At 52.6% G+C, this 16833-nt stretch carries 16 protein-coding genes; 14 read left to right on the forward strand and 2 right to left on the reverse strand.

Going from position 1 to position 16833, the window contains the following annotated elements; all coding sequences use genetic code 11:
* Positions 1–99: 99 nt before the first annotated feature.
* Positions 100–576, forward strand: a complete 477-nt coding sequence (locus BQ7397_RS02665) for a DUF4342 domain-containing protein (RefSeq protein ID WP_077074641.1) — start codon at positions 100–102, stop codon at positions 574–576.
* Positions 577–709: 133 nt separating this feature from the next.
* Positions 710–2416: a catalase gene (locus BQ7397_RS02670; RefSeq protein WP_077074642.1), complete on the forward strand. Its 1707-nt coding sequence runs from the start codon at positions 710–712 to the stop codon at positions 2414–2416.
* A 65-nt stretch (positions 2417–2481) separates the two neighbouring features.
* Here the strand turns inward: BQ7397_RS02670 and BQ7397_RS02675 are convergent, their stop codons facing one another.
* Positions 2482–3363 carry an arginine deiminase-related protein gene (locus BQ7397_RS02675; protein WP_077074643.1) on the reverse strand — a complete coding sequence of 294 codons (882 nt, stop codon included), beginning with the start codon at positions 3361–3363 and terminating at the stop codon, positions 2482–2484.
* A gap of 58 nt (positions 3364–3421) precedes the next feature.
* Between BQ7397_RS02675 and BQ7397_RS02680 the strand changes: the two genes are divergently transcribed.
* The 4 genes from BQ7397_RS02680 (at position 3422) to BQ7397_RS08970 (ending at position 7350) form a co-directional block, all read left to right on the forward strand.
* Complete coding sequence (locus BQ7397_RS02680; RefSeq protein ID WP_077074644.1) at positions 3422–3691, forward strand: hypothetical protein; 270 nt, start codon at positions 3422–3424, stop codon at positions 3689–3691.
* Between the two features lie 103 nt (positions 3692–3794).
* Positions 3795–5141 (forward strand): NADP-specific glutamate dehydrogenase, encoded by a 1347-nt coding sequence (gene gdhA / locus BQ7397_RS02685; RefSeq protein WP_077074645.1) that lies wholly within the window; start codon positions 3795–3797, stop codon positions 5139–5141.
* Positions 5142–5266: 125 nt separating this feature from the next.
* Positions 5267–5851 carry a hydrolase gene (locus BQ7397_RS02690; RefSeq protein WP_077074646.1) on the forward strand — a complete coding sequence of 195 codons (585 nt, stop codon included), beginning with the start codon at positions 5267–5269 and terminating at the stop codon, positions 5849–5851.
* A gap of 72 nt (positions 5852–5923) precedes the next feature.
* A protein-coding gene (locus BQ7397_RS08970; protein WP_417874995.1) for an IS3 family transposase occupies positions 5924–7350 on the forward strand; the annotation gives its coding sequence in 2 pieces (ribosomal slippage) (positions 5924–6494 and positions 6494–7350; 1428 coding nt in all).
* A 104-nt stretch (positions 7351–7454) separates the two neighbouring features.
* Here BQ7397_RS08970 and BQ7397_RS02705 read toward each other — a convergent pair.
* The gene (locus BQ7397_RS02705) at positions 7455–8399 is read right to left on the reverse strand and encodes an AEC family transporter (RefSeq protein WP_077074647.1); all 945 of its coding nucleotides are present in this window, start codon (positions 8397–8399) and stop codon (positions 7455–7457) included.
* A gap of 120 nt (positions 8400–8519) precedes the next feature.
* On the opposite strand from BQ7397_RS02705, the gene BQ7397_RS02710 reads away from it, so the two are divergent.
* The 8 genes from BQ7397_RS02710 to cas5c all read left to right on the forward strand — a co-directional run bounded on the left by BQ7397_RS02710 (position 8520) and on the right by cas5c (position 16831).
* On the forward strand, positions 8520–9743 hold the full coding sequence (locus BQ7397_RS02710; protein ID WP_083703390.1) for an MFS transporter: 1224 nt from the start codon (positions 8520–8522) through the stop codon (positions 9741–9743).
* 46 nt (positions 9744–9789) lie between these two features.
* The gene (locus BQ7397_RS02715) at positions 9790–10257 is read left to right on the forward strand and encodes a PaaI family thioesterase (protein ID WP_077074649.1); all 468 of its coding nucleotides are present in this window, start codon (positions 9790–9792) and stop codon (positions 10255–10257) included.
* A 12-nt stretch (positions 10258–10269) separates the two neighbouring features.
* Positions 10270–10836, forward strand: a complete 567-nt coding sequence (locus tag BQ7397_RS02720; RefSeq protein ID WP_077074650.1) for an isochorismatase family protein — start codon at positions 10270–10272, stop codon at positions 10834–10836.
* Entirely contained in the window at positions 10833–11249 is a 417-nt protein-coding gene (locus tag BQ7397_RS02725; protein WP_077074651.1) for a 2-thiouracil desulfurase family protein, read from the forward strand. Before BQ7397_RS02720 ends, BQ7397_RS02725 begins: the two co-directional genes overlap by 4 nt.
* Positions 11250–11415: 166 nt before the next feature.
* Complete coding sequence (locus BQ7397_RS02730) at positions 11416–12657, forward strand: DUF819 family protein (protein WP_077074652.1); 1242 nt, start codon at positions 11416–11418, stop codon at positions 12655–12657.
* Positions 12658–12671: 14 nt separating this feature from the next.
* Positions 12672–13379: a M15 family metallopeptidase gene (locus BQ7397_RS02735; protein WP_077074653.1), complete on the forward strand. Its 708-nt coding sequence runs from the start codon at positions 12672–12674 to the stop codon at positions 13377–13379.
* Positions 13380–13516: 137 nt separating this feature from the next.
* Positions 13517–16057, forward strand: coding sequence for a CRISPR-associated helicase/endonuclease Cas3 (locus BQ7397_RS02740; protein ID WP_077074654.1), 2541 nt, complete (start codon positions 13517–13519; stop codon positions 16055–16057).
* 69 nt (positions 16058–16126) lie between these two features.
* Positions 16127–16831 carry a type I-C CRISPR-associated protein Cas5c gene (gene cas5c, locus BQ7397_RS02745; RefSeq protein ID WP_077074655.1) on the forward strand — a complete coding sequence of 235 codons (705 nt, stop codon included), beginning with the start codon at positions 16127–16129 and terminating at the stop codon, positions 16829–16831.
* Positions 16832–16833: the final 2 nt, after the last annotated feature.

The following is a 16833-nucleotide window of genomic DNA, read 5'->3' on the forward strand; positions in this document are numbered from 1 at the left end:
AAGAAAGGTAAAACAAAGACGCAGAGTCCTTTTTTCCCCTGTCCTTTCGGGTACAATGAAGACAAGAAGACAACACCGATATCAAGGAGGCAATAATTTATGATTACCATGGAAAAAATCGACTACGTGATCTCTGTCACCGGGGCAAGCTACGGCGACGTGCGTGAGGCACTCTTGACTGCCGACGGCGACGTAGACAAGGCCATTCGCCTGTTAATGGGCGAGGAAAAAACCGAAGACGAAAAAGCAGAGGGCTTCGATTTTAAAGACGCAAGGACCAAAGCGGAAGACATTTCCGACACCATTTCCAATTTCGGCGAAGAAGTCATCGACGCCGTGAAGGACTTCTGGGAAAAAGGCAATGCCACCAAGCTCGTCATCATGGACGAAAAAGACGAAGTGATCTTAAACGTGTCCATGAACCTGGGCGCCATTTGGACGGTCATCGCACCGGTGGCGGCCCTTATGGGCGTGGGCATCGGCATCATCAGCCGCTGGGAATTTTACATCTATCTCGACGACGGCAAGGTCATCAATGTAAAGGACTATATTACCAACAAACACCGCATGCGCTAAAAATGAAACGAGGCAGGATAAATTCCCGCCTCGTTTTTTTATGCGAAAAATTCGTTTTGTTTGCGTATAGTCCGTAGCGGTTGGGGTATGAAATAAAAAAGAATGTAATATTGTATATTTAAGGAGGGAGTCAATGAGCATGGACCCGAGAGATAAAAACGGATTAGGCGAGCATTTAAGCAGCAGAAACGACACGGCCATAGACGAGCCTATGCGTCGGGCCGGCGGGCAGGTAGTGGATAACAACGAAGACATACTGACCGCAGGCAAGCGCGGCCATTTGTCCATTCAGGATTTGTGGCTTTTTGAAAAACACGCCCACTTTAACCGGGAAGTGATTCCCGAGCGGCGCATGCACGCCAAGGGCTGGGGCGCCTGGGGCGAATTTACCGTCACTCACGATATTACGAAATACACCAAGGCAAAAATCTTTTCCGAAGTGGGCAAGAAGACCAAGGTCTTTTCCAGAATGTCCACCGTCGCCGGCGAACGTGGCGCCGCCGATGCGGAAAGAGACATTCGCGGCTTCGCGGTGCGCTTTTACACGGAAGACGGCAACTGGGACATCGTCGGCAACAACACCCCGGTCTTTTTCTTCCGCGATCCCATGAAATTTATCGATTTAAACCACGCGGTGAAGCGGGACCCGAGAACGCATTTGCGCAGTCCCAACACCAACTGGGACTTCTGGACCTCCCTGCCCGAGTCGCTGCTTCAAACCACGATCATCAACAGCGACCGGGGCATTCCTTCCTCTTTCCGCTTTATGCACGGCTTCGGCTCTCATACCTACTCCATGATCAATGCCGACGGCGAGCGGGTGTGGGTGAAATACCACTTCCGTTCCCAACAGGGCATTCAAAACTACACGGATCAGGAAGCCGAAACGGTTAACGGTATGGACCGGGAAAGCTCCGGGCGGGACTTGTACGAAGCCATCGAAAAAGGCGAATACCCGAAGTGGAAGATGTACATTCAAGTCATGACCGAAGAGCAGGCGAAAAACCATCCGCAGGATCCCTTCGACCTGACGAAAATGTGGCTGAAGGAAGACTATCCTTTGATTCCCGTGGGCGAATATGTCCTCAATAAAAACGCGGACAACTACTTCCAAGATGTGGAACAGGTGGCCTTCTCCCCGGCAAACATCGTGCCCGGTGTGGCCCTATCGCCCGACCGCATGCTTCAAGCCCGCACCTTCTTCTATTCCGACGCACAGCGCTACCGCCTGGGCGTCAACCATAATCAAATCCCCGTGAACTCACCGTTGGGCGTAGAACATCCCCACGACTTCCACCGCGACGGTCAAATGCGCGTAGACGGCAACAAGGGCTCGGAGCTGCACTACGGCCCCAACTCCTACGGCGCGTGGAAAGACGATCCTTCCCTTGAAATTCCCCACGACGAAGGCGGCGAAACCGCCCGCTACGATTACCGGGAAGATGACCACGACTACTACACCCAACCGGGCATGCTCTTTAACCGCATGACGCCGGAGCAACAACTGGTGCTCTTTGAAAACACGGCGCGGAACATGGGCGATTCCACCATGCAAATCAAGCATCGCAACATTCGCAACTGCTACGCCGCCGATCCCGCATACGGCGAAGGCGTGGCCGAGGCCATGGGCATCGACATCAAGGATGTGGATCTTGCGCCCAACGAATCCAAGTCCCGGGAAGAATGGGAAAAGGATCGGGCCAAGGATAAAGATTTGGACGTCCCCACGAAACCGGCGGAACCGGAATCGGCAAAGGATCTGCCGCCGGAAGGCCGCGACACCAACGTAGCTGATCCGAAAACTCTTTCCGATCCGGAAGACGACCCCTATTTACTTTAATGAAATACCTCGCTCGTATGAGGGCAAAAAAGCCCTCGCCGCTATAACAGCCGCGAGGGTTTTTCTCAGCAGAAATTTTCTGCGATCATACAGCGGGCGCTGCCGCCGCCTAATTGAGAGATCACGGGAAGGGGCACGTGGACGATCTTATCGTGCTTTTCGATCCGCGCGATTTTTTCCGGTGCCAAATGCTCGTAGGCCTCCTCGCTCATGACGAGAATCGGCTCACGGCCAATCAGCTCCAAGCAATTGCCGCAGAAGTGATCCACCTCGTCGGCGCTCAGGGGAATGATCTCCTTCCCCGTGGCCTTCAGGCGGGCGAGGACATCGTCCTTTCCTTCCACGATGAGCTCCTCGGCGATGAGGGCGAAGCGCTCCGCCACAGTCATGATCACATTGGTGTGATAGACCGCCGCCTCGTGGTGACGGGCGCGGAAGGGAACGGGCGCAAGGCCGTAGGCGTCGCAAAAGCGCATGAGCAGCTCTTCGTCGCAGCGGGCGGAGAGGGCGGCGTAGCAAATATCGTGGAAGCGGTCCAAGACCATGGCGCCGGTGCCCTCCAAGGCGGCGGGCTCATGGGAAAAGTCCAGGACCTCGAGCCGCGACAGATCAAGGAGCGCGTCGTATTGGGGCCGCAGCTTGGGAAATTCCTTTTTTCGATTGGCGCTGTACATGGGACAGATAAAAAGCTTTCCGGGAAAGGTGACGAAGGTATTGTTGGGGAAAATCGAATCCGGCGTGTCGTCTCCTTTATCCTGCAAAACCTCCACCACGACGCCGGCTTCTCTCAAGGCATTTACCAGGCCGGAAAATTCCTCCGCTGCCCGGGCCTGCACCTCGTCGAGGGAGAGACTGCGGTCGTTCACTTGATAGGCATTGTCCGCCGCGGTCTCCGCATTAAAGCGAAAGGCCGAGGGACGCACCATAATAATTTTTTCGGCGATCATATTGACTCCTTTAAGGTAATTTATTTCTTCACGCCTATTTTACAACAGGGGAAGGAAAATGCACAGCCTTGCAAAGCGGGAAAACGACGTAGCCCGGGAGGATGCGTGGCGCGCGGCGGGCTTCGACTTGCGCTTTTTGCTCCGCGGCAAAAAATCCGCGGCAAGAACGGTTAAAAAACGAGGAAGAAACGATTTATATTGTCTACGACGCTCTAAAGCCGTTGAAATTACAGGAGTTGAGGCAGAAGACGGAAATAAATTTTTAAAATCCACGTGGAAATTTCAATGCCTATGTGGTATGATGAATGCGTTGGAGCTGAGGCGTTAACACGCGGCGCAAGACGCGGCGTTTTTTATTTCCCGAAGGGGAAAGCCTTTGCTCTTTTAGTGAGGCTTTTAGCCAACTCATGTTCTTTAAGGAGGAATATTGTATGAGCTATCTTGAAAGTGTAATCGAAAGCGTAAAAGAAAGACACGCCAGCGAACCGGAATTTTGCCAAACCGTTGAAGAAGTCTTAAGTTCTTTAAAACCGGTTATCGACCAACATCCGGAATATGAACACGTCGACCTGTTGGGCCGCATGGTTGAACCGGAACGTTTATTCAGCTTCCGCGTCGTATGGCAAGATGACGAAGGTCAATTCCACACCAACATTGGTTACCGTGTACAATTTAACGGAGCCCTCGGGCCGTACAAGGGCGGCATTCGCTTCCACCCCACCGTAAACCAATCCGTTATTAAATTCCTCGGTTTCGAACAATGCTTCAAGAACTCCATGACCGGCCTCCCCATCGGCGGCGGCAAGGGCGGCAGTGACTTCGACCCCCGCGGAAAGAGCGACGACGAAATCATGCGTTTCTGCCAATCCTTTATCAGCACCCTTTACCACTACATCGGGCCCGACACCGACGTTCCCGCAGGTGACATGGGCGTAGGCGCAAGAGAAGTCGGCTTTATGTATGGTCAATATCGCCACTTAAAAGCTAAATTCGAAAACGGCACCTTCACCGGCAAGGGCTTCAGCTTCGGCGGATCCCGCGTACGTCCCGAAGCTACCGGCTACGGCGCAGTTTACTACCTCTTAAACGTATTGGAACACTTCGGCGAAGACATCAAAGACAAGAAGATCGCCGTTTCCGGTTTCGGTAACGTTGCTTGGGGTATCTGCAAGAAGGTTCAACAACTCGGCGGTAAAGTTGTTACCATCGCCGGTCCCGACGGATACATCTACGACAAAGACGGTATCAACACCGAAGAAAAGGTTGAATACATGCTCGAAATGCGTGCTTCCGGCCGCGACAAGGTTCAAGACTACGCAGACAAATTCGGCGTAGACTTCTTCCCCGGTGAAAAACCCTGGATCAACGCAGACTACGACATCGCTATGCCGGCTGCTTACCAAAACGAAATCACCATCGAAGAAGCAAAAGCCATGGTTGAAAAGGGCGTAGAATACTACATCGAAGTAGCTAACATGCCTACCACCAACGAAGCTTTGAACTACCTCATCGAAAACGTCAAGGTCGTTGCTCCCTCCAAGGCAGTTAACGCCGGCGGCGTTGCAGGCTCCGCTCTCGAAATGAGCCAAAACAGCGCTCGCTTGAGCTGGCCCGCAGAAGAAGTTGACAAACAACTTCACATGATCATGGACAACATCTACAAGATGTCCGTCGAAGCAGCTGAAAAATACGGCTTAGGCTACAACCTGGTAGCAGGCGCCAACATTGCCGGCTTCGTTCGCTTGGCAGATGCCATGATGGCACAAGGTGTATTCTAGAAATAAAGAGAAGCTCTCTTTTCGAAAAGAATAAAATGACTTTAAAAGACCGCATACGCTTGTATGTGGTCTTTTTTATTTGCAAAACCCTCCCGTGGGTATAATAAGGAAAAAGGAGGAAGAGTATGAACACGATAAATGAAAAAGACGCATTGGATTTACTGTTGAAATACAATTCCGACCGCTTTCACCTGCGCCACGCCATGACGGTGAAACACGTTATGGCGCACTTCGCCCGGGATCTCGGCTTTGAAGACGAGGCGGACTTTTGGGGATTAGTCGGGCTCCTGCACGACGTGGACTGGGAAAAGTATCCGGACGAGCACTGCCTGAAGGCGCCGGAGCTTTTGGCGGAAATCGACGCCCCCGACGAGCTCACACACGCCGTCGCAAGCCACGGCTGGGAGATCTGTTGCGACGTGGAGCCGGAGCACATGATGGAGAAGGTGCTTTACGCCACCGACGAGCTTACCGGCCTCATCTACGCCTACTCTCTCATGCGGCCCTCGGGTTCGGTACAGGACATGAAGCTCAAAAGCCTGAAGAAAAAATACAAGGACAAGAAATTTGCCGCCGGCGTCAACCGCGACATCGTCGAGCGAGGCGCCGCCATGCTCGACTGGGATATGGACACCCTCCTTACCCGCACCATGGAAGCCATGGCGGAAACGGAAGATGCCGTGGAAGAAGAACTGGCAGCTCTGGCGTAAAAAAAGAAGGCCCTTCGTATGCACTGACCCCCAAAAGTTGGACCAAGAAATCCAACCTTTGGGGGTTTTTTAATGGCAAAATACAGTTATGAATTGAAGAGGGAAATTATTGAGGAATATTTGAATGGACACGCAGGTCATAAAATCCTGGCTAAGAAATACCAAATAGGCGTCTCACAAATTGAACGCTGGGTCAACAATTACAAACATTTTGGCGATGAAGGCTTAATGCGCTCTAGAAATAAACGTGAGTACAGTGTAGAGTTTAAGTTAGAAGCCATTACACGCTACGAAACGAGCGAATGCAGCTACCAACAACTGGCCCTTGAACTCGGTTTGACGAATCCGTCCATCATCGCCAAATGGCGCAGTCAGTATCGAGAGGATGGTATTGAGGGGCTGCAATCACATAAGCGAGGGAGACCTGTGACGAAGAAAGACGCCTGCAATCAACCACCGAAGTCTGCAACTAAGAAGGAGCCCCTTGATGTATCTACACGGGAGGCATTGGAAAATCGCATCAAAGAATTAGAAGCGGAGAATGAAATACTCACCATTCAAAAGCTATACCTGGAGGAGCTAAGGAGTTTGGCGAGGGAAGAAGCAATGAACAAAAGGCGAGGATCGTCGCCAAACTCCGAGAACAATTCCAACTAAAAAAGATTCTTGCCGCCATCAACTTCCCAAAATCCACCTTCATGTATTGGCAAAAAAAATGGAGCGAAGAAGACAAGGACCAAGCGTTAAAAGATGAAATCTTGGCCATCCGGCGCGAACACAAAGACTATGGCTACCGAAGGATCCATCTGGAGCTGAAGAATCGGGAGTGGGTGGTGAACAAAAAGAAAGTTCAGCGACTGATTCAAGACATGGGCCTTCAAGTCCGCGCCTATGGCAGAAAGTACAAGAAGTACAACTCGTACAAAGGCGTCGTCGGGAAAATCAAGAAAAATCGAATCAACCGCCGATTCAACACCTGTATCCCCTACCAAAAAATTACTACCGACACCACGGAATTCAAATACTACATCGAAGATCAAACTGGGAAACTTCAAACAAAGAAACTCTACCTCGATCCGTACATGGACATGTACAATCTGGAAATCATCAGCTACGTCCTCTCCGACCAACCCAACGGCGTCACCATGCTACGAGGCTTAGAAGAAGCCATCGAGCGAACCAACGGCTGTCCCTACCGGCGCACCTTCCACTCCGATCGCGGTTGGGGATACCAAATGACCGCCTATCAAGCCATGCTGAAAAAACATCACATCTTCCAAAGCATGTCCAGAAAAGGCAACTGCTACGACAACGCACCCATGGAAAACTTCTTCAGTGTGCTGAAAAGAGAAATCTACGACGGCTACGTCTACCGAAGCCGGCAAGAACTTGTGCGGGCCATCGAACACTTTATACGCTACTACAACAACGATCGAATCAAAGAAAAGTTAGGAGGCATGAGTCCGAAGCAATACCGTGAACGAATGAACGCAGCATAGAAGGAATGCTATGTAAAACAAAATCGAGCAAGCGAAATGCTTACTCGATTAAGTCCAACTTTATGGGGTCACTCTAGTAGGAGGGGCCTTTTTGTGTGCAATTTTTACAGCAGTCCCGTGGCTTTCATCCAGCCTATGCCCACGGGGTAGGTGAGGATGGCGAGAAGGAAGCTCGCCGTAATGATCTTCGATGCCAGGCGGTAGTCCGAGCCCATTTCCCGCGTAAAGATAAAGCAGTTCACTGCACAGGGCGTGGCCCAAAAGACGTAGGCGATGCCCAGCTCCACCTTGCCCATGCCCATGGCCATGCCGAGAGGGATGAGGAGAAGGGGCACGACGATGTTTTTAATGCAGGCGGCGGAAAGGATCAGGGGCAGGTCGTCCTTCAGTGACGAAAAGTCCAGGCTGGCGCCGATGAGGATAAGGGACAGGGGCGTGGAGAGGCGGGCGAGGAGCTCCATACCGTCGGTGATGCCGCCATAGACGGGGACGCATAGGAAATGAAAGGCGAGGCCCGCCAGGATGCCGACGATCATGGGATTTTTCAGCACCTTAATGGCGATGGCCACAGGATCGATGCGGGTGCTGTTATCTTCGCCGTAGTATGTAAGGATGAAGATGGCCAAAATATTGTAGAGGGTGAGGCCGAAGGCGGTGACGATCATCACGTGCTCCGCCGACGGGGTACCGAAGAGGGCATCCAGAATGGGAAAGCCCACGTAGACGAAATTGGAGCGGTAGGCGCAGTGGACGAAGGCGGAAAGCTTTTTGCGGTCTTTAATAAAGAAGCGGGCGAAAAACCAGGTGCCGAAAAAGATGATGCAGATCCCCGAGAGGATGTAGATCACATAGGGCAGGTGCAGGGTGTGGATGTCCGCCGTGCGCATGTCGTTAAAGAGTTTGAAGGGCAGGGCGATGTAGAAGACGAGCCAGGTGGCCTTTTTCACGAAGGCGTCGTCTAAAAAGCCCTTTTCTTTGGCCGCGTAGCCTGCGAAAAGGACGAAGAATATGGGAAAGATAATGTTGATGCCGAGTAGTAAATGTGTCATAAGAACCCCCTTTCGATTATAGGAGAATCCCGGGGAAATGTAAAATCCCGGGGCACACCCTTGTTCCTCCCGGGGCCTTGTTCTATGATAGATGAAAGATCAGAGAAGGAAGGGTTTATTTTGAAAAAAAGTCGCAGGCTTTCGCCGGCCATGGTGTTCATTTTGATGTTCGGCATGGTCAGTTTGTTTTCGGACATGACACACGAGGGCGCCGCCAGTATGCGGGGGGCCTATCTCTCGTTTCTCGGGGCGTCGGCGGCCACCATCGGCTTCGTGTCGGGCCTGGGCGAGCTGGTGGGCTATGCCATGCGCTACGTCTTCGGCGCCCTTACGGACAGGACGGGGAAGTATTGGCCCATGGTGATGATCGGCTATGTGCTGGACATTCTCGCGGTGCCCGCCCTGGCCCTCGTCGGCGAGCACGGCTGGGTGGCGGCATCGGCGCTACTCATCGTGCAGCGCATGGGCAAGGCCATTAAAAAGCCGGCGAAGGATACGATCATGTCTTTTGCCGCGAGTCGTGAAGGGGCGGGGAAGAGCTTCGCCATTCAGGAGGCGCTGGATCAAATCGGGGCCTTCCTGGGGCCGGTGCTGCTCTTTGCCGTCATGAGCGCGAGGTCGGACATGCCCCGGGCCCGGCTTTATTCCGCGGCCTTCGCCGTTTTGGCCGTGCCCGGCGCCGTGACCTTGATTTTGCTTTTTGCCACGAAGCGCAAATTCCCCAATCCGGAAGAATTCGAAGGGGGCAAGACGGTTTACGAGCCCATAAAGATGAAGCGCTCCTTTAAAATTTACATGGCGGGGATCAGCCTTTTCGCTTTCGGCTTTATGGACTACGCTTTGATTCTGATGCACGTGACGAAGCACATGGGCCTTTACGGCGGCGCCATGACCACGGGCACCCTGCCCCTCATTTACGCCGGAGCCATGCTGGTGGATGCCGTATCGGCCCTCGTCTTCGGGAGTCTCTTCGACAAGAGGGGCGTGGGGGCCTTGGTGGTCGCCACGGTGGCGGCGTCGCCCTTCGCCGTCCTCGTCTTCTACGCGAACAGCCTGCCCGTGCTTTTAATCGGCGTCGCCCTTTGGGGCGTGGGCATGGGGGCCCAAGAATCGGTGCTGAAGGCCGCCGTGGCCACCATGGTGGACAAGTCCGCCCGGGCCACGGGCTACGGCCTCTTTGAATGTTCCTTTGGGATCTTTTGGTTTATGGGCAGCTGGCTCTTAGGCAGCCTCTACGACGTGAACCTGGAGCTGATGATCGCCGTTTCCGTGGCGGCTCAGCTGGCCGCCGCGCCCCTCTTTTATTTGGCCGGAAAAGCGATGGAACCTTCGGCGAAGGGGTAAAAAACAATAGATAAGGCAAAAAATTGCGAAGTGAAGGAGCGTAAATATGAATAAATTGGCCATTCAGGATACTTACGGCGAGCGGTTTCAACACTGCTGGGGTTGCGGCCCGAAAAACGACGCAGGTCTGCACTTGAAATCTTATCCCGCGGGGGAGGAGTGCATCTGCACCTTGACGCCGGATAAGGCATACACCGGCGGCGTGCCCCAAAATCTTTTCGGCGGCATGATCGCCATGCTCTTCGACTGCCACGGCACGGCATCGGCGGCGTACTTTAAGCATCGTGACAAGGGGCTGGAGCTCACGAAAGACACGGTCATCGGCCGCTTCATTACGGCGCATTTGGAGATCGACTTTAAAAAGCCCGTGCCTATGGAAAGCCCCGTCACCATTCGCGCCACGGCGGAGGAAATCGGCGAGCGGAAGGTGGTCGTGGCCATGGAAATGGAAGCGGCGGGAGAAGTCCGTGCCAAGGCGAAAATGGTGGCCGTGGCCGTGAAGGACAATATGTAAAGGGGACGAAGCATGAAAACATTGATTATCGTAGACGCACAGGTGGATTTTATTTCGGGCTCTCTGGCCTGCAAGGGGAGCGACGAGGCCCTCGCGCATTTAGTGGAGCTGGTGGAATCCGATCCTGAGATGAAGGTGGTTTACACGGCGGACTGGCACGGCCCCGCCAACGGAAGCTTTGAAAAAAACGGCGGCATCTGGCCCGTGCACTGCGTGGAAAATACGGAGGGCGCCAGTCTTTACGAGGGCTTCTATAAGCTTTCCCGAGAAGACGCCCGCCCGAACGGCACCAATGTCTTTAAAAAGGGCAAGCGGGACGATGTGGAAGAATACTCCGGTTGCAAGGGCACCAACGATGCCGGCGACGTGCTGGAAGATGCCGTGGACGGGGAGCTTTACGTGGCGGGCTTCGCCAGCGAATACTGCGTTCGGGAAACCTTGCTGGGCCTTCTGGAAAAGGGACACAAGGCCGCCCTCTACCTGCCCGGCGTCGCCTATGTGGACGAAAAAGACCACGAGAAAAACATCGCGGATTTAAGAGATAAGGGAATTGAAATCGCGGAAGGACGCGCCCTGTGATCATCGCCGTCAGCGCCTGTTTGCTGGGCGAAAATTGCAAGTACAATGGCGGAAACAATTATTCCGAAGCATTGCATGAATTTTTAAAGGGCCACACCGTGGTGCCCGTTTGCCCGGAAGTCATGGGCGGCCTACCCACGCCGCGGGATCCCGCCGAAATCGTAGACGGCGCGGTGCGGCAGAAAAGCGGCCGCTCCGTGGACGAGGCATTCAGAAAAGGCGCCCGGGCGGCCCTGAAAAAAGTGAAGGATGCCGGCGCGGAGCTCGTGATCCTTCAGTCCCGCAGCCCCTCTTGCGGCGTCAATGAAATCTACGACGGCACCTTCACGGGCAGGCGAGTGAAGGGAAAAGGCGTCTTCGCCCGGATGCTGGAAGAAGAAGGCATCAGGGCCGTGGATGTGGAAGATATATAATTTTGCGAATAAGACCTCCCGAGGCGGGACAAAAATTCCGTCTGCGGGAGGTTTATGTATATTGACGACAACTTACACTAGTGGTATTCTTATTTAAAGAGATAAAGTGTAGATGCATTGTTTTCACACCGAATCCTTTGAATCTAATAGAAAAGGAGAACGTCTTATGTTTAGCAGTTATTTTGAATCGACTCTGGGCAGAGCGAGCCTGATATCTCCCGAAGATGCCTGGTCTTTGCTATTTGTTCTGCTCGTGTCCGTCAGCGCGGCAATCTTTCTGGAACAAAAATACCACTGGGCTTCTAAAATTTCGGGAGCGATCATCGCCCTGATCATCGCCCTGGTTCTTTCCAATCTTGCCATTCTCCCTACGAATAGCGTCCTCTACGATGATATTATTTGGGGCTATGCGGTTCCCCTCGGGATCCCCCTCCTGCTCCTGCAATGTAATATGACCAAGATTTGGCGCGAAACGGGCCGCATGTTAGTGGTCTTTTTAATCGGCGCCGTGGGAACGGTAGTCGGGGCTCTCTTGGCCTTCACCTTATTGAAAGATGTGGTACCCGATGCCGCCGGCGTGGCGGCCATGATGACCGGTTCTTATATCGGCGGGGGCGTCAACTTTGCCGCCTTGGCAGGTCAATTCGACGTGCCTTCCCAAACCATCGGCGCCACCACCGTGGCCGACAACCTTTTGATGGCCATCTACTTCTTCGTCTTAATCAGCATTGCGGGCCTCGCCGTATTCCGCAGAAATTTTCCCCACCCCTATATTGAAAAGGTGGAATCCCAAGGTTTAGGCGATGCGCAAACACAGGCCTCGGCCTACTGGTCTCGCAAGGACATTTCCCTGAAAGACATTGCCATGAACCTGGCCTACTCCGTATCCGTGGTCTTTTTCTCCAAGCTCATCGGCGCGGGTCTGGGACACATTATTCCCACGGGCTCCTCGGCTCTCGGCATGCTTAACACCTTCCTTTCCTCGGAATATGTTTGGATTACGACCATCTCCATGTTGGTGGCCACCTATGCGGAAGACAAGGTACAAAAATTAAACGGCGCCCAAGAAATCGGCACCTACTTTATCTATCTCTTCCTCTTCGTCATCGGGGTACCCGCTTCCGTCATGCAAATCATCACCGAAGCGCCCGCCCTGTTCCTCTTTACCGCCCTTATGGTACTGGTCAATATGATCTTCTGCTTCCTCGGCGGCAAACTGTTGAAATTTGACTTGGAAGACTGCATCCTGGCATCCAACGCCAATATCGGCGGGCCGACCACGGCAGCCGGCATGGCCATCTCCCAAGGCTGGGCGGACCTCGTCGGCCCCACCATGCTCGTGGGCTCCTTGGGCTATGTGATCGGAACCTATGCCGGTGTTATTATCGGAAGTATCCTGGGCGCTTAGGAAAGAGGTAAAAAATGGAAAAATGGATCAATAAAAAAATCCCCGTCATCGACGATCCGCCGGTTTACGAGGAAAGAGACTTTATCGATTCCCCCCTGGTGGAAGTAAAAGCGGGAGAAAAGATCAAAATCGCCATGCAATATCCGGAGCTGGGCTTTAAAAACGGCGAAGCCCGCTGCTACTTGCGCAAAGAAGCGGCACAAAAGCTGCAAGAAGCGGCGGCCCTTTTGCCCGATGGCTACGCCTTTTGCGTGTGGGACGCCTGGCGCCCCTTCGCCCTTCAGGAAGAACTCTACTATGCCTATAGAGAACAAATCATCGAAGAATTTAATCTGAAGGATCTGCCTGAAGCGGAAAGAGAAGCGGCCATCGGCGCCTATGTGGCCAATCCCATCCCCAATCGTGACGTGCCCCCCTATCACACCACGGGTGGCGCCATCGACCTAACCGTCATCGATCCCAAAGGAGAGCTCTTGGAAATGGGTACGGGCTTCGACGATTTTACCGACAAGACCCGCACCACCTACTTCGAAGACGAAGAAGGCGATGAGGAAGAAACCATCCGCAACAATCGCCGCCTGCTCTACCACATCATGACCTCCGTGGGCTTCTGTAACCTTCCTTCGGAATGGTGGCACTACTCCTACGGCGATCGCTCCTGGGGCTACCAAAACAAGGTGCCGGCACAGTACAGAGGCATCTTCTCCCTGGACGAACAATAAAAAGAATAAAGCCTAAAAGGCGCGAAAGGACCCTGAATTTTCGGGGTTCTTTTTTTGAAAAAAATAAAACGAATGTATGTTTGGAAATAGGAATTGGGTGTATATATTGAATGCAGGAAAAATTCCGAGGAGGTCTTATGTTTAAGGATCTATATGCCCACATCGACCAAAAGGATCGGTCGAGAAAACAGACCCTTCACGATCATTTGTACCACACGTCAGTCCAGTGCAGCTCCATGGGCAAGGACGTGGCACTGGAAAAAATGCTTTTTTACGTGGGGCTGCTACACGATTGCGGAAAAATAAAGAGCTCTTTTCAGCAGAAAATTTTGACCGATTCCAATGAGCGCGTGGATCATTCCACTTACGGCGGGCTGCTGACTTTGTGCTTTTTAGACGAAGTGTATGATGGTCTCGATGGCGATGGAGACGAGGCATTTTCACCTATTTTGGAGAAGATTAACGAGGATGCCAATGTCCTTATCTACCTCAACGACTACGTTCATCTTCTGGTCTACGCCATTATGTCCCATCACGGCCCTTACGACATGGTGCGGCAAAACGAGGACAATCGCTACGTCTACACGTCCTTTGAACGGGCGGAAAGAGAAAAAGCCGGGGCTGAATTTAAAGACGATTTCGAGATCTTTTTAGCCCACTGGCAAAGCAGGGGCGTCGATTTAAAGCGGCTGTTTGTCGAAGGCTTTGATGAATACATAAAAGTCGCGGAAAAACTGGAAGTCCTCGCCCGGCGTACCAGTGACGACCGGAACGAAGCCATGTGCTTCTATCAAGGCATGCTCATGCGCTTGGTGGTGAGTATTTTAAAATCCGCCGACATTAAAGATACGATCAATTCCTATGAAACCGTCATCGAAGAGGAAGACGAGGCGACTCTGCGCGCTCTCGTCGACGATTTTGAAAAGCGGGTGCTCGCCACCTACGCAGGCTACGGCCCGCCGAAGGACGCCCTCGGCCGGGGGCGGGCTGCCATTGCCGATGCTATTTTGGTGCGGTCGAAAACCGACGACGGCGGGATCTATACTTTGGATTTGCCTACCGGCGCCGGCAAAACCCTGCTTTCTCTGCGCTACGGCGTGAACCAAATGAAATATAAAAAGAAGCGCCGCTTTTTCTACATCACCTCCTATCTTTCCATCTTGGAACAAAATGCGGCGACGATGAAAGGCATTCTTGGTCATGAGGATCAGGTGCTGGAGCACCATTCCAATGTGGTGGAGGATGAAGGAGGGGAGTCCTCCCGAGGTGGGACCGACGAAAAGCAGGACTCGATGGCTGCGGTGCAGCGCCAATTTTTACTGGGCGATTGGACCTCGCCGGTGGTACTTACCACCATGGTGCAATTTTTCAACACGCTGTTTAAGGGAAAATCCGCCAATATCACCCGCTTTAAATCCTTCGTAGACGCCGTCATCGTACTGGACGAATTGCAGTCCTTGCCGACGGATGTGCTCTACATGATGAATCTTGCATTGAATTTCATGAAGACGGTCATGAACACCACCGTGGTTTTGTCTACGGCGACTCAGCCCACCTACGGTTCCGCGAGCTTGAAACATCGACTGGATTACGGCGACGGAGATCAAAAAAATACCGCCATGGTGACGGTGACGGAGGAAGATAAGAAAAGTTTTGAGCGGGCGAAAGTGGCTCTCTTAGGAAAAATCGACGAGGAGCAGTCCCTCGACGACTTGGCGGCTTTCGTTCTTTCGAAAGAGGAGCAGTCTCGGCTGGTGATTTTAAATACCAAGGCGGCGGTGCGGGGGCTATACGATCGCCTCGCCGATTTCGTTCCGGAGAAGGATCTCTACTATCTTACGACGAACTTAACGGCGGCGGATCGCCTGGCGCGAATCGCCGAGATAAAGCATCGCCTTGAGACGGACGATCCCATTTGCGTCGTGAGCACCCAGCTCATCGAAGCGGGGGTGGACGCCGACTTTGCTCTGGTGGTTCGTTCCCTTACGGGCATCGACTCCATCGTGCAGGCCAGGGGCCGCTGCAATCGGGAGGGCAAGCGCAAAGATGCCTATACCTATGTGGTGAATATGGATCGCCGGGAAGAAAATATCGCGCCACTGAAAGGCATGGGTGAAAGAAAGCTGGCGAGCCGCTTGATATTAAGAAATGAAGAAGGAGAAATCGCCATTGAAGACTTTATTTCTCCCTACTTCGAAAAGCTCTATGCCAATTTAAAAGAGGACGGTCTGTCTCCCGTCTTCGATCTGCTTTCGAAGAATCCGTCGAAGAAAGATATATTGTTGAAATCCACGGGCGCGAGGCCGTTAAATGGCGGTATGCTACTGGAAGACGGCCGGGTCTTAAATTCCTTCCAATCCTTTAAAGAAGCTTACGAAGAATTTCAGCTCATCGACGACCGACAGGAAGTGGCCGTGGTTTTATGTGATCAAACGGAAGCGGCCATCAATCGGTTGCGGGACATGGAGCTAAGCTCCGCGCGCTTCGATCCCCAGGCGTTAAAAGAAGCCCGCTACCTGATTCGTTCCTTCGCTCGCCACACGGTGCCCGTATCGAAAAAAGCTGCAGATGTTTGCGAGTCGATTTTAGACGGCATGGTGCAGGTGCTGCCTAAGGAATTTTACGACAAGCGCTTCGGATTAAATTTGGAATATGAGGGGGGAATTATGATGAAATAAAAAAGACACTAATGACCCCATAGAATCGATACCTTAATGCAAGATGACGAAATTGAAAGGAGGTGACTTATGAATCAATCAAAGTTTTTCTACGCAAAAATCTATGGCGATCGAGCGTTAATCACATCCCCTGAAAGCAAATCAGGTGGCGAAAAGTTTACTTACGACATCCCCACGCGGGAAATGCTTCGGGGGATCGTCGATGCCAATTACTTTAAGCCCGTTTTAAAAAACGTCGTGGACGAAGTGCGCATTATGAACAAGATCGAGTCCTATACCCAAGGCACGCGGCTGTTGTTAAAAAACTACGATAGCGATCTGAGTGCGTACACCTATCTCCAAGATGTGTGTTACTACATCAAATTTCACTTCGAGTGGAATGACGCACGAGACGATTTAAAGGGCGATCGCAACTATAATAAACACGAAGCCATTACGGAACGCTCCCTGAAGCGAGGCGGCAGACGCCCGGTCTTTCTCGGCACCAGCGAGTGCGCCGGCTATATCGATGAGCTGACGGAAGAGCAATACGAAAACGACCCGGGTTACTACGACGACAAGACCCTGGGCTTCGGGCTCATGTTCAACGAATTTATCTATCCCGCCGAACCGGGAGATATGCTTCAAGCCGTTTACGCACCCATCAACATGGTTCGCGGTCGAATCGACTACGCGGCACTGGAAGACAAGGGCATTCTGCGGGAGGTCCGAAATTACGACTTTAAGGTGCCGACGCTGACAAAGACCGTAGACGAAGAATTGGAAGACTATTAAAG

The organism is Aedoeadaptatus urinae, assembly GCF_900155585.1.
GTDB classification, from domain to species: domain Bacteria; phylum Bacillota; class Clostridia; order Tissierellales; family Peptoniphilaceae; genus Aedoeadaptatus; species Aedoeadaptatus urinae.